The following is a 12,371-nucleotide window of genomic DNA, read 5'->3' as shown; positions in this document are numbered from 1 at the left end:
ATACCCGCGTTTCCTCCCTCTCGTCGGTAGAAATAAACAAAAAAAGCCGCTCGCTTCTACGCGAACGGCCTTTTCGCCCGGCTGCCGGTGTGGTCCCGACCACTTACCACGTCTGGCAGCCCTCGCGTCAGTTGGACCCCGCCACCTTGGGCTGCTGCTCTTCGTACATCAGCAGCGGAGGTGCATCGCCGTTGATCGTATTTTCATCGATCACCACCTTCTGCACGCCCTTGTAGTTGGGCAGGTCGTACATGACGTCCATCAGCGACTGCTCCAGGATCGAACGCAGGCCGCGGGCCCCGGTCTTGCGGCGGATCGCCTTGCGGGCGATGGCGCTCAGCGCACCCGGGCGGATTTCCAGCTCGACGCCTTCCATCGCCAGCAGCTTCTGGTATTGCTTGACCAGCGCGTTCTTGGGCTCGACCAGGATCTGCATCAGCGCGGCCTCGTCCAGCTTGGACAGCGTGGCGACCACCGGCAAGCGGCCAATCAGTTCGGGGATCAGGCCGAACTTGATCAGGTCTTCCGGCTCGGTCTGCGGCAGCACCTCGCTGGCGTCGCGCTCTTCCTTGCTCTTGACCTGCGCGGCAAAGCCGATGCCGGTCTTGTCCGAGCGCTGCATGATGACCTTCTCCAGGCCATCGAAGGCGCCGCCGCAGATGAACAGGATGTTGGTCGTGTCCACCTGCAGGAAGTCCTGGTTCGGATGCTTGCGGCCGCCCTGCGGCGGCACCGATGCCATGGTGCCTTCGATCAGCTTGAGCAGTGCCTGCTGCACGCCCTCGCCCGACACGTCGCGGGTGATCGACGGGTTGTCGGACTTGCGCGAGATCTTGTCGATCTCATCGATGTAGACGATGCCGCGCTGCGCCTTCTCGACTTCGTAGTTGCAGTTCTGCAGCAGCTTCTGGATGATGTTCTCGACGTCCTCGCCCACGTAGCCGGCTTCGGTCAGCGTGGTCGCGTCGGCGATCACGAACGGCACGTTGAGCAGGCGCGCCAGCGTCTGCGCGAGCAGCGTCTTGCCCGAGCCGGTCGGCCCGATCAGCAGGATGTTGCTCTTGGACAGCTCGACATCGTCCTTCTTGCCGAGGTGCTTGAGGCGCTTGTAGTGGTTGTAGACCGCCACGGCCAGGATCTTCTTGGCCTGTTCCTGGCCAATCACATACTGGTCCAGGCTTTCGCGGATCTCGTGGGGCGTGGGGAGGTCCGAGCGCGCGGCCGCGGCGGCGTCTTTCTCGGATGCCGTGGCCTCGTCGCGAATGATCTCATTGCACAGGTCGATGCATTCGTCGCAAATGAACACCGACGGGCCGGCAATCAGCTTCTTGACCTCATGCTGGCTCTTGCCGCAGAAGGAGCAGTACAGAAGCTTTTCGCTGGATGAACCTTTTTTGTCCGCCATAGGAATCAGTCACTTATGCAGGGCGCACACCGCGGGGCGACAGGCTCCCAGCGATACGCTTCAAACGCATCATACGCCAAAACAATTGGCACCACCGGCGGTTCCCCCCGGCTGTGGGGCAAAAGCAAAAAACGAGGCACGGGGCCTCGTTCCGGTGTAGCCTTCGCCATTTGAGCCCGTGCCAGCCTGGCCGGCCGCCGCTGCAGATTGCGCCACGGCGGCCCGCTGCATCAGCCGCGGCGGGCGAGGACCTTGTCGATCAGGCCGTAGTCAACTGCCTGGTCGCCGCTCATGAAGTTGTCGCGATCGGTATCGCGCGCAATCTTCTCGACCGGCTGGCCCGTCACCTCGGACAGGATAGTGTTGAGCCGCTCGCGCAGGTACAGGATCTCGCGCGCCTGGATCTCGATGTCCGAGGCCTGGCCGCGCGCGCCGCCCAGCGGCTGGTGGATCATGATGCGCGAGTTGGGCAGCGCCGAACGCTTGCCCTTGGCGCCAGCCGCCAGCAGGAACGCGCCCATGCTTGCCGCCATGCCCATGCACAGCGTGGACACGTCCGGCTTGATGAACTGCATGGTGTCGTAGATCGCCAGCCCCGCCGATACGGAACCGCCCGGCGAGTTGATGTACAGCGACACGTCCTTGTCGGGGTTCTCGCTCTCGAGGAACAGCAGCTGGGCCACCACCAGGTTGGCGGTCTGGTCGTTGACCTCGCCCACCATGAACACCACGCGCTCCTTCAGCAGGCGCGAGTAGATGTCATAGGCGCGCTCGCCCCGGCCGGACTGCTCGACGACCATCGGCACCAGCCCCAGGCCCTGGGTTTCCAGTGCCGAAGCCTGCGTGGTGGCGAGACGGTCAAGCAAATCATTGCGGGTCATGCATGTTCTCCATGGATTCGTCGGATCGCAAGGCAATCCGGGGTAACTCGGGAAGCTGCCCCGCCCCACGCCGTGGCGCGGGGCTGCGGGTCACTTCCGGCCTCAGGCTTGCTGCGGGTTGCCTTCGGCGGTGAGTTCCTCGAAGGACACCTTCTTGTCGGTGACCTTGGCCTTGCCGCACACGAAATTTACCACGTTGTTTTCGAGCACGTAGGCTTCCATTTCAGCCAGGCGCTGCTGGTCGCCGTAGTACCAGCGCATGACTTCCTTCGGGTCTTCGTAGCTCTTGGCGAAATCCTCGATCTCGGCCTTGATCTGGTCAGCCTTGGCCTCCAGGCCGTTGGCCTTGACGATCTCGGCCAGGATCAGGCCCAGCTTGACGCGGCGCTCGGCCTGCTGCGCGAACATCTCGGCCGGGATCGGCATGTCCTTGGCGTTGGGCATGCCACGCTGCTCCAGGTCGCGGCGGGCCATTTCCACCAGGCGTTCCTGGTCCTGCTCGATCAGGGCCTTGGGCACGTCCAGCTCGCTGGCCTTCAGCAGCGCTTCCATGACCTGGTCCTTGAGCATGGAGTGCGTGCGGCGCTTCACTTCGCGCTCGAGGTTCTCGCGGATGTCGGCGCGCATCTTCTCGACGCTGCCGTCGGCGATGCCCAGCGACTTGGCGAAGGCATCATTGACTTCCGGCAGGTGCGCCCACTCGATCTTCTTCAGCGTCACGGTGAACTCGGCGGTCTTGCCGGCCACTTCCTTGCCGTGGTAGTCCTCCGGGAAGGCCAGCGGGAAGGTCTTGCTTTCGCCGACCTTCAGGCCCAGCGCGGCCTGCTCGAACTCGGGCAGCATGCGGCCTTCGCCCAGCACGAACGGGAAGTCCTCGGCCTTGCCGCCGGCGAACTCTTCACCGTCGATCTTGCCGACGAAGTCCAGCGTCACGCGGTCGCCGTTCTGGGCGGTGACGTCGGCACCGCCGTCGCCATGCTCGCCGGCTTCGCCGCGGGCGTGGTAGTGCACGCGCTGCTTGCGCAGGATGTCGATGGTCTTGTCGACTTCGGCATCGGTGATTTCAGTGCCGGTGCGGGTGACTTCGGCGGCCGACAGGTCGCCGATGGTCACTTCCGGGTACACCTCGAAGGTGGCGTCGAATGCGACTTCGTCCTCGCCCACGCCTTCGTTCTTGATCTCGAACTTGGGCTGGCCGGCAACCTTGACGTCCTGTTCCTTGGTGATGTCGAAGAACTTGCGTGCGGCCTTGTCGAAGCGCACTTCGAACTCGACCTGCTGGCCGTACTGCTTCTCGACCATCTTCATCGGCACCTTGCCCGGACGGAAGCCCGACATCTTCACGGTCTTCGACAGGCGAACCAGGCGCTCCTGCTTTTCCTTCTCCACTTCGGCCTTGGGGATGGCCAGGGTCACCTTGCGGTCCAGCTTGCCGAGGTTCTCAATCACGTTCGACATGGTCGTAGATCCAATCCAGAAAATGTAGTTGTGTTCGTAGGTGCTACCGCTTGCGCATGTACCGCCCGCTTTACCGCCACGGCGCCGTCACCACAGGACGGCCGGGGCGGCGCACCGGCGAACGGGAAGCTCCGCGCAAACGGAAAACGGGGATTATCGCACGGTTTTCATTCGCTTCCGGCAGATTTTGCCCGGAACGGGCCTGGAACCGCCCGCCGGCCCCGCGGCGCTATCCCGTGTGCCCGTGACGCAGGGCGCGCAGCAGCAGGCGTGCCGGATCCATCGCATCGGCCAGGTCCGACTCCAGCGGCAGCGGCTCGCCCTCGATCTGGCTGGCCAGCAGTTCCGCGCCCAGCGCTGCCCAGGTGAGGCCGCGCGAGCCATATGCAAGGGCGGCGTAGAGCCCGACCATGCGCGGCAGATCACGCAAGTGCGCGCCGCGCAGCGATGCGGCCTGCGCCAGCGCGGCGGCCTCGTCAGGCACCTGGCCGACCAGCGGCAGCCGGTTGTGCGTGACCGTGCGCACGCCGACATAGCCGGAGAGCGTCGCGGGATCGATGGCTGCCACGGCATCGGCCTGGCGCGGCAGCATGCCGGTCAGGCGCGCCAGGTTGGCCGCGTGGACCGCCGGCTGCTCCACCAGCGGGCCCTCGTCGGCGTCGTAGCTGGAGCCGACCCGGCCAGCGCCGTCCGCGGTGCGCGGCAGCAGGTAGCCGGCACCAGTCACCACGCAATCCGGCCAGCCGCCGAGCGCATCCACCTGCGCGGATGCCAGCGTGGTCAGCTGCCCGCGCACGCGCCGCATGGTCCAGTGCTGCTGCGGCAGCAGTTGCAGCGCCTCATGTGCGTTGGCCAGTACCAGCACCGGCGCCGATGCCAGCACGTCGCCGTCCTGCCCGAGCGCCTGCCATTGCCCGTCGACGCGCGCGATTGCAGCAACCCGGCAGCGGAAACGTGCCGTCACCGCAGCGCCCGCTTGCGCCAGCTGCGCCGCGCAGATGTCAGGCGGCGCCACCCAGCCGCCTTGCGGGAACCACAGGCCGCCACGCGGCACGCCGGCATGGTGGGCCGCTGCCGCCTCTTCAGCGCTCATCCAGCGCACGAATCCTTCCGGCAAGCGCATCGCCGCCAGCGCGGCGCGCTGGGCCTGGCCCTCGGCTTCGTCCTCGCCGATCTGCAGCACGCCGCAGCCATGCCAGCCGACCGCATGGCCGGCCTCGGCCAACTCCGCCCAGGCACGCAGCGCGTACTGGTTGCCAGCGCGCGACAGCCGCGACAGCAGGCTGTCGTCGGCGGACACATGCGCATGCATGGCCGCCGCGCGATGCGCCGAGGTCTGCCGCGCCGGCCCGTCGTGGCCATCGAACAGCGTCACGCGCCAGCCGCGCGCGGCCAGCCGCTCGGTCACGGCGCAGCCGGCCAGGCCGGCGCCGATCACGATGGCATGGCGCTCGGACCATTGGGCCGGCAGTGGCGGCGCATGGCGGCGCGCTTTCCATTGCGGGCGGAAGCGCGCGACGGTCATTTGCCACTTGCCGCCAAAGCCGGGCGCCCTGCTGACTTCGAAACCCACCTCCTTGAGCCCGCGCCGCACAAAGCCCGCGGCCGCCCATGTAGCCAGCATGGCGCCTGGCCGGGCCAGCCGCGCCAGTCCGCGGAACACTTGCGGCGACCACATCTCCGTATTGCGCGCCGGCGCGAAACCGTCCAGGTAGAAGGCATCCGCGCCGGCCGCCAGCCGCGGCAGCATCTGCTCGATATCGCCCAGCGCCAGCGTCAGCACCACGCGCCCGCCGTCGAAGGCCAGGCGGTGCAGGCCCGGCAGCGCCAGCGGCCATTGCGCCTGCAGCGCCTGCGCCAGCGGCTGCAGCCCGTCCAGCCTGGCGTGCAACTGCGCCAGCCCTTCGCGGGTGAACGGGTGCTTTTCGATCGAGACGAAATGCAGCGTGCCGCAGCGCTGGGGATCATCGCGCCACGCCTGCCAGGTAGCCAGGAAATTCAGCCCCAGGCCGAAGCCAGTCTCGACGATGACGAACTGGCGCTGACCGGCCCACGCCTGCGGCAGGCCGTTGCCACCCAGGAAGACATGGGCGGCCTGCGCCAGCCCGCCTTCGGTGCTGTGGTAGACGTCGTCGTAGCGGGGCGAATACGGGATGCCTTCGGCAGAAAGGATCGGCTCGGCGGGCTCTAATGCGCGCGGCATGGGACAGGGAAACTCGGCGAAAAGCAAAATGCCCGGGCGGATTCGCCGGGGCGTGGGAGCGGGCTTGGTAATTCGCGCCGGATGGTAGCATAGCGGCCTTCCCGCAGACCGCACCGCCCTGCCCCTTGATTTGCGCCGCCCAGGCGCCCCCGCTCCACATGCTCAGCTACCGTCACGCCTTCCACGCCGGCAACCATGCCGATGTCCTCAAACACGCCGTCGTGGTGCAACTGCTCGAGCACCTGGCGCAGAAGGACAAGGCGTTCTGGTATATCGACACCCATGCCGGCGCCGGCCTCTATGCGCTGGACCACGCCTACGCGCAAAAGAAGGCCGAATTCGAAACCGGGATCGCGCCGCTGTGGCGCGCCGCCGCCAGCGGCACCCAGCTGCCGGCGATGCTGGACGAATACCTGGACCAGGTGCGCGCGCTCAACCCGGACGGCAACCTGCGCCACTACCCCGGCTCGCCCTGGCTGGCCTGGCAGATGCTGCGCGAGCACGACCGGCTGCGGCTGTTCGAGCTGCACAGCACCGAGATCCAGGTGCTGCGCGACAACTTCCGCGGCGCCGGGCGCCGCGTCATGCTGTACGACGGCGACGGCTTCGGCGGCATCAAGGCCATCCTGCCTCCGCCGCCGCGCCGCGCGCTGGTGCTGGTCGACCCGTCCTACGAGGACAAGCAGGACTACGCCCGCACCGTGCAGACCATCCGCGACGGGCTGGAGCGATTTGCCACCGGCGTCTATGCGGTCTGGTACCCGCAGGTGCAGCGGCGCGAATCGGCGCAGCTGCCGGTGCAGCTCAAGGGCCTGCCGCTCAAGAGCTGGCTGCACGTGACCCTGACCGTCAGGCATCCGGTCGAGGGCGGCCTGGGCCTGCATGGCAGCGGCATGTTCATCGTCAATCCGCCGTGGCGGCTGAAGGAATCGCTGCAGCAGGCCATGCCGGTGCTGACCGACCTGCTCGGCCAGGACGACGGCGCAAAGTTCACGCTCGAAGCCGAGGAGAACTGAGGCGGCGCACCAGCCAGTCCAGCGCCATGCCCGCGGCCAGGCCGACGCTGTCGGCCAGCAGGTCGAGCCACTCGGCCTCGCGGTAGCCGGTCTGCCCCTGCAGCAGTTCGATCAGCGCGCCGTACGCCACCAGCCCCAGCAAGACGGCCCAGCCACGGCCGTTGTAGGCGCGCCGGCCCAGCACGCCCAGCACCGCGAACGCCAGCATATGGTTGGACTTGTCCCAGCCGGTGGTCGGCAGGGGCTGCGTCGGCGGCATCAGCGAAAGCGCCAGCACCGCGGCCGCGCAGCCCCAGAACAGCAGGCGCCAGCGCAGCGGGGTCAGGGTCGGGAAGGCAGTCATCGGCATGTGTGCGGCCACTGGAAAGCCGACAATATATCCCTGCCGCTTGCCGCGGCCACCGGAGCACCTGGCAGGGCTGGATTCCCCCCGCGCCTTGCGCTACAATCCGCAGCCTCGTTGCACTGCAGGCGCAAGCCATGCCGACACCACGGTTCGGCCGCCAGGGCCGGCAGCGCGGACAGAAGAAAGGCGGGCAGTTCCAGCCGCCTTTTTTGCTTTCCTGTCCGGAGCAAGCCAGCGAGCATCGCGGCCGCCCGCCCGGGCAGCGCCGCAAGGACCGCGAGGGTGGCGAAATTGGTAGACGCACCAGGTTTAGGTCCTGACGCCAGCAATGGTGTAGGGGTTCGAGTCCCCTCCCTCGCACCACCCGCCCTTCTAGTGGCGGGCTGACAACTTCCGTTTCCCAATCCCCTTCGGCACGCTTTTTCCGGCAGGCACCCCCGCGCCACTTTCCAGCCTGCGCCAGTGACGGTATCATTTCGCCATCATATCGATAATCGATACATACGTATATTGGTGCAATACTCACTCATCGTGGTGCAGCCATCCCGTGGATGGTGCTGCCCGGTCCCTTCGCCCGCGACGCAACTATGCCGTCAAAACCCGTCCCGTCACCCGCGCCCGACCGCGACAACCCGCTGTTCAACCAGTCGCTCGAAAAAGGCCTCGAAGTCCTGCGCGCCTTCAACGGCGTCCACCGTACGCTGACCCTGTCGGAACTGGCCGCGCTGACCGGCATGAACAAGAGCTCGGCGCAGCGCACCATCCATACCCTGGAAGCGCTGGGCTATGTCGACAAGCACCCGCAGACGCGGCGCTTCCGGTTGACGCCGCGGGTGATGGAGATCGGCTACAACTACCTGGCGGCTGATGCGCTGATCCCGGTGGCCAGCCCCTACCTGTCGCAGCTGGCCGCAGCCAGCGGCGAGACCGCCAACCTGACCGAGCCGGTCGGGCTGGACATGGTCTACGTGGCCCAGTTGATGACCGCCAAACACATGCCGGTGCTGACGCCGGTGGGCATGCGCATCCCGATGTATTGCACCAGCTCCGGCCGGGCCTACCTCAGCACGCTGCCCGACGAGCAGGTCCTGGCGATGCTGGAGCAGTCGGCGCGCGTGGCGCGCACGCCCTCGACGCTGACCGGCGTGGATGCGATCTTCGAGCGCGTGGCGGCGTGCCGCCGGCTGGGCTACGCCAGCAATGAAGAGGAACTGTTCATCGGCGACATGGGCCTGGCCGCGCCCATCGTCAACAGCCAGGGCGTTGCGGTCGGCGCGGTGCACGTGTCGCCGCCGGCCAGCCGCTGGAGCATGGCCGAGGCGCAGAAAAAGCTGGCGCCGCTGGTGCTGGAATGCGCGCGGGCGATCTCGCGTTCGATCGCACACTGAGGCCCGGCACGGCGAAGGCCGGCCAACTCGCGCAGGGGTGGTAGAACACCTGAGTGCCAGTGCCTTTCGCGGACCCTTGCCGCGATCTATGCTGAAGGTGTCGGGGCGGCACCGAGCCGCTCCGGCATCTTCACCTCAGCCCTGATCGGAGGGCATATGAAATTCCCTGCCTTGCTGTTGGCAGCGTCGATGGCCGCTGGCTGGTCATCGCTCGCCTATGCTGCCGGATGCCAGTACGACATGCAGTGCAAAGGAGAGCGGATCTGCCAGCAAGGGCAGTGCGTCTTTCCTGACGCGGAAGAAACCGCGGAAGCCGGTGGGCCGGCGCCGCTGCCGGCGACCAAGCGCACGCCAGCGCCGCCGCCAGCCCGCGGGTGCTGCACCGTGGCAGGCAAGCTCAAGCTGTCACCGGCCGCGGCCTCGGATACCAGCCTGGCGAGCGGCGATGCGTGCCAGGGGCTGACCGCCTCGGGCAAGCCGGTTCCCGGCACGATCTGCAACTAGCCTCTGGATCTGGCGCGGGCGCCTAGCGCGCGTGCGCCAGCATGGCCTGCAGCAGCACGTTGGCGCCCGCCTCGATGTGCTCGGGCAGCGCGTCTTCCAGCTCGTTATGGCTGATGCCGTCCTTGCACGGCACGAAGATCATGCCTGTGGGCGCGCGCCGCGCGACGTAGACCGCGTCGTGGCCAGCGCCGCTGACCACGTCCATATGCGGCAGGCCCAGCGCCGTGGCCGCGCGCCGCACGCTGTCAACGCATTCGGGCGCGAACACGCACGGCTCGAACTTCACCACCTGGCGGATTTCGACCTCCACGCCGGCGGCCACGGCAATGCCCTCGAACGCCGCCTGCATGGCCGCATGCATGCGGTCCAGGCCAGCCTGCGACAGGTTGCGGAAGTCGACCGAAAAATCGACCCGGCCCGGAATCACGTTGCGCGAGTTCGGCGTGACCTGCAGATAGCCGACCGTGCCGCGCCCGTGCGGCGCCTCGTCGCGCGCGATCTGGTTGACTGCCTCGACCATGCGCGCGGCCGCCAGCATCGCGTCGTGGCGCAGCGCCAGCGGCGTCGGGCCGGCGTGCGCGTCCATGCCGGTCACGGTCACGTCGTACCACTGCTGGCCCAGCGCGCCCGAGACCACGCCGATCGGCAGACCTGCCGCCTCCAGCACCGGCCCCTGCTCGATATGCGCCTCGAAGTAGGCCGCGAACATGCCGCCCGGCACCGCGCCCGCCGGCTGCGCGCCGCGGTAGCCGATCGCCGCCAGCGCGTCGCCCACGCTGACGCCATCCACATCGGTCTGCGCGCGCGCAAAAGCCGCGTCGAACTCTCCGGCAAATACGCCCGAGCCCATCATCACCGGCGTGAAGCGCGTGCCCTCCTCGTTGGTCCAGAACGCGACCTCCAGCGGCGCGCGCGTGACGATGCCCAGGTCGTCGAGCGTGCGCATGACTTCCAGGCCGGCCAGCACGCCGAAGTTGCCGTCGAACTTGCCGCCCGAGGGCTGGGTGTCGATATGGCTGCCGGTGGCCACGGCGCGCGCGTCGGGGTCGCTGCCGGCGCGGCGCGCGAAGACGTTGCCGATCTCGTCGACGCGCACCTCGAGCCCGGCCTCGCGGCACCACTGCACCACCAGGTCGCGCCCCTTGCGGTCGGCTTCGGTCAGCGCGATGCGGCACACGCCGCCCCTGGGCGTGGCGCCGATCGCGGCGAGGTCCATCAGCGCTTGCCACAGGCGGGCGCCATTGATGCGGGGAAGGTGTAGCTGGTCCATGTCTGGTTGCGGGTAGGGTGAGGGAGAGGAAACGGCAGCAGGTTCAGCAAGAAGCAGACCACCGTCGCCGGCACTTCGGCCCGCATTCCCGGCCCTGCCACCGTGGCACATGACTTGCTTTGCAGACATCCGTCCCCTCAAGCCAACCCAGGAGCAAGCCTGTGCACCACGATCCCTCCCTTCTCGCGAAAGGTCTCAAGTCAGCTGCCTCGGTCATGAGCGCCGCCGTGCTGGCGCTGCTCGCGCTGCCCGGTGCCGCCCATGCCGACAAGGTGCTGCGCATCGGCATGACCGCCGCCGACATCCCGCGCACGCTCGGCCAGCCCGACCAGGGCTTCGAGGGCAACCGCTTCTCCGGCATCCCGATGTACGACGGCCTCACCCAATGGGACCTGTCCCGGGGCAACGGCCCCAGCCTGCTGATCCCGGGCCTGGCCACCGAATGGAAGGTCGACGCCGCCGACAAGACCAGATGGGTGTTCAAGCTGCGCCACGGCGTCAAGTTCCACGACGGCACCCCGTTCAACGCCGATGCCGTGGTCTGGAACGTCGGCAAAGTGCTGGACAAGACCGCCAGGCAGTTCGATCCCAGCCAGGTCGGCGTGACCGCCTCGCGCATGCCGACGCTGCGCACGGCCAGGAAGATCGACGACCTCACCGTGGAGCTGGTCACCTCCGAGCCGGATTCGTTCCTGCCCTACAACCTGACCAACCTGTTCATGGCCTCGCCCACGCAGTGGGAGAAGAAATTCGCCGCGGTGCCGGCCTCGGTCACCGATCCGGTCGAGCGCTCCAAGCAGGCCTGGGTCGCGTTTGCCGCCGACGCCGCCGGCACCGGGCCGTTCAGGATGCGCCGCTTCGTGCCGCGCGAGCGCCTGGAAGTGGTGCGCAATGCGCAATACTGGGACGCGAAGCGCGTGCCGAAGATCGACAAGGTGGTGATGGTGCCGATGCCCGAGGCCAACGCGCGCACCGCCGCGCTGCTGTCGGGCCAGGTCGACTGGATCGAAGCCCCGGCACCCGACGCCATCACCCAGATCAAGAGCCGCGGCTTCCAGGTCTATGCCAACGCGCAGCCGCATATGTGGCCGTGGCAGCTGTCGTTCGCGCCCGGCTCGCCATGGCTGGACAAGCGTGTGCGCCAGGCCGCCAACCTGTGCGTCAACCGCAGCGGCCTGAAGACCCTGCTGGGCGGGTACATGGCCGAGGCCAAGGGCATCGTCGAGACCGGCAATCCGTGGTGGGGCAATCCGAAGTTCGATATCAAGTACGACCCGGCCGCGGCGAAGAAGCTGATGCAGGAGGCCGGCTACTCGGCCGCCAAACCGGTCAAGGTCAAGGTGCAGGTGTCGGCGTCGGGCTCCGGCCAGATGCAGCCGCTGCCGATGAACGAGTACGTGCAGCAGAACCTGAAGGAGTGCTTTATCGACGTCGACTTCGACGTGGTCGAGTGGAACACCCTCTTCACCAACTGGCGCGTCGGCGCCAAGGACGCCAGCGCGCACGGCGCCAACGCAATCAACGTCAGCTTTGCGGCAATGGACCCGTTCTTTGCCATGGTCCGCTTCGTCAGCACCAAGACCCAGCCGCCGGTCTCGAACAACTGGGGCTACTTCGGCAATGCCGAGTTTGACAAGCTGATCGAGAACGCGCGCACCGCGTTTGACGAGAAATCGCGCGACGCGGCGCTGGCCAGGCTGCATGCCCGCATCGTCGAGGAGTCGCCGTTCGTGCTGATCGCGCACGACGTCGGCCCGCGCGCGATTTCGAAGAAGGTCAAGGGCGTGGTGCAGCCGCAGAGCTGGTTTATCGATATCGCGACGATGTCGATGGACTGATCCCGGCCGCGCCCGACGGACGCCGCGCGGCAGCCCGCCGCCCGCGCGGCCCGGCAACCCCG

At 67.6% G+C, this 12,371-nt stretch carries 10 protein-coding genes and 1 tRNA gene; 5 read left to right on the top strand and 6 right to left on the bottom strand.

Translation table 11 applies throughout. The annotated features are described in order from the left end of the window. Positions 1-127: 127 nt before the first annotated feature. The 4 genes from clpX to mnmC all read right to left on the bottom strand — a co-directional run bounded on the left by clpX (position 128) and on the right by mnmC (position 5,947). On the bottom strand, positions 128-1,405 hold the full coding sequence (clpX, locus tag AC3WON_RS12720) for an ATP-dependent Clp protease ATP-binding subunit ClpX (protein WP_010810087.1): 1,278 nt from the start codon (positions 1,403-1,405) through the stop codon (positions 128-130). A gap of 230 nt (positions 1,406-1,635) precedes the next feature. Further along, on the bottom strand, positions 1,636-2,286 hold the full coding sequence (clpP, locus tag AC3WON_RS12715; protein WP_011615108.1) for an ATP-dependent Clp endopeptidase proteolytic subunit ClpP: 651 nt from the start codon (positions 2,284-2,286) through the stop codon (positions 1,636-1,638). Positions 2,287-2,388: 102 nt separating this feature from the next. Beyond that, a complete protein-coding gene (tig, locus tag AC3WON_RS12710; RefSeq protein ID WP_492351949.1) occupies positions 2,389-3,744 on the bottom strand; it encodes a trigger factor in 1,356 nt (451 codons plus the stop codon). 229 nt (positions 3,745-3,973) lie between these two features. Beyond that, positions 3,974-5,947, bottom strand: coding sequence for a bifunctional tRNA (5-methylaminomethyl-2-thiouridine)(34)-methyltransferase MnmC2/FAD-dependent 5-carboxymethylaminomethyl-2-thiouridine(34) oxidoreductase MnmC1 (gene mnmC, locus AC3WON_RS12705; protein ID WP_492351948.1), 1,974 nt, complete (start codon positions 5,945-5,947; stop codon positions 3,974-3,976). A gap of 158 nt (positions 5,948-6,105) precedes the next feature. On the opposite strand from mnmC, the gene AC3WON_RS12700 reads away from it, so the two are divergent. After that, entirely contained in the window at positions 6,106-6,963 is an 858-nt protein-coding gene (locus AC3WON_RS12700; RefSeq protein ID WP_492321397.1) for a 23S rRNA (adenine(2030)-N(6))-methyltransferase RlmJ, read from the top strand. Here the strand turns inward: AC3WON_RS12700 and AC3WON_RS12695 are convergent. Next, the gene (locus AC3WON_RS12695) at positions 6,938-7,312 is read right to left on the bottom strand and encodes a VanZ family protein (protein ID WP_492321396.1); all 375 of its coding nucleotides are present in this window, start codon (positions 7,310-7,312) and stop codon (positions 6,938-6,940) included. The two genes, AC3WON_RS12700 and AC3WON_RS12695, sit on opposite strands and share 26 nt — an antisense overlap. 273 nt (positions 7,313-7,585) lie before the next feature. On the opposite strand from AC3WON_RS12695, the gene AC3WON_RS12690 reads away from it, so the two are divergent. From AC3WON_RS12690 to AC3WON_RS12680, 3 genes are all read left to right on the top strand, one after another. Continuing rightward, a tRNA-Leu gene (locus tag AC3WON_RS12690) sits at positions 7,586-7,672 on the top strand. A gap of 224 nt (positions 7,673-7,896) precedes the next feature. After that, the gene (locus AC3WON_RS12685; protein ID WP_492321395.1) at positions 7,897-8,697 is read left to right on the top strand and encodes an IclR family transcriptional regulator; all 801 of its coding nucleotides are present in this window, start codon (positions 7,897-7,899) and stop codon (positions 8,695-8,697) included. 156 nt (positions 8,698-8,853) lie between these two features. After that, positions 8,854-9,201 carry a hypothetical protein gene (locus tag AC3WON_RS12680; RefSeq protein WP_011615103.1) on the top strand — a complete coding sequence of 116 codons (348 nt, stop codon included), beginning with the start codon at positions 8,854-8,856 and terminating at the stop codon, positions 9,199-9,201. A gap of 22 nt (positions 9,202-9,223) precedes the next feature. Here AC3WON_RS12680 and AC3WON_RS12675 read toward each other — a convergent pair whose 3' ends face one another. Further along, entirely contained in the window at positions 9,224-10,471 is a 1,248-nt protein-coding gene (locus AC3WON_RS12675) for a Zn-dependent hydrolase (RefSeq protein WP_492351947.1), read from the bottom strand. A 215-nt stretch (positions 10,472-10,686) separates the two neighbouring features. On the opposite strand from AC3WON_RS12675, the gene AC3WON_RS12670 reads away from it, so the two are divergent. Continuing rightward, positions 10,687-12,309, top strand: coding sequence for an ABC transporter substrate-binding protein (locus tag AC3WON_RS12670; protein ID WP_492351946.1), 1,623 nt, complete (start codon positions 10,687-10,689; stop codon positions 12,307-12,309). The last annotated feature ends 62 nt before the right edge of the window (positions 12,310-12,371 follow it).

This window comes from Cupriavidus sp. FW305-46 (assembly GCF_058787075.1).
This window is presented reverse-complemented; position numbering and strand designations above follow the sequence as displayed.

Bases quoted from the DNA above. Each gene is read 5' to 3' on its own strand.
- clpX (WP_010810087.1), bottom strand. From the start codon at position 1,405: ATGGCGGACAAAAAAGGTTCATCCAGCGAAAAGCTTCTGTACTGCTCC.
- clpP (WP_011615108.1), bottom strand. From the start codon at position 2,286: ATGACCCGCAATGATTTGCTTGACCGTCTCGCCACCACGCAGGCTTCG.
- tig (WP_492351949.1), bottom strand. From the start codon at position 3,744: ATGTCGAACGTGATTGAGAACCTCGGCAAGCTGGACCGCAAGGTGACC.
- mnmC (WP_492351948.1), bottom strand. From the start codon at position 5,947: ATGCCGCGCGCATTAGAGCCCGCCGAGCCGATCCTTTCTGCCGAAGGC.
- AC3WON_RS12700 (WP_492321397.1), top strand. From the start codon at position 6,106: ATGCTCAGCTACCGTCACGCCTTCCACGCCGGCAACCATGCCGATGTC.
- AC3WON_RS12695 (WP_492321396.1), bottom strand. From the start codon at position 7,312: ATGCCGATGACTGCCTTCCCGACCCTGACCCCGCTGCGCTGGCGCCTG.
- AC3WON_RS12685 (WP_492321395.1), top strand. From the start codon at position 7,897: ATGCCGTCAAAACCCGTCCCGTCACCCGCGCCCGACCGCGACAACCCG.
- AC3WON_RS12680 (WP_011615103.1), top strand. From the start codon at position 8,854: ATGAAATTCCCTGCCTTGCTGTTGGCAGCGTCGATGGCCGCTGGCTGG.
- AC3WON_RS12675 (WP_492351947.1), bottom strand. From the start codon at position 10,471: ATGGACCAGCTACACCTTCCCCGCATCAATGGCGCCCGCCTGTGGCAA.
- AC3WON_RS12670 (WP_492351946.1), top strand. From the start codon at position 10,687: ATGAGCGCCGCCGTGCTGGCGCTGCTCGCGCTGCCCGGTGCCGCCCAT.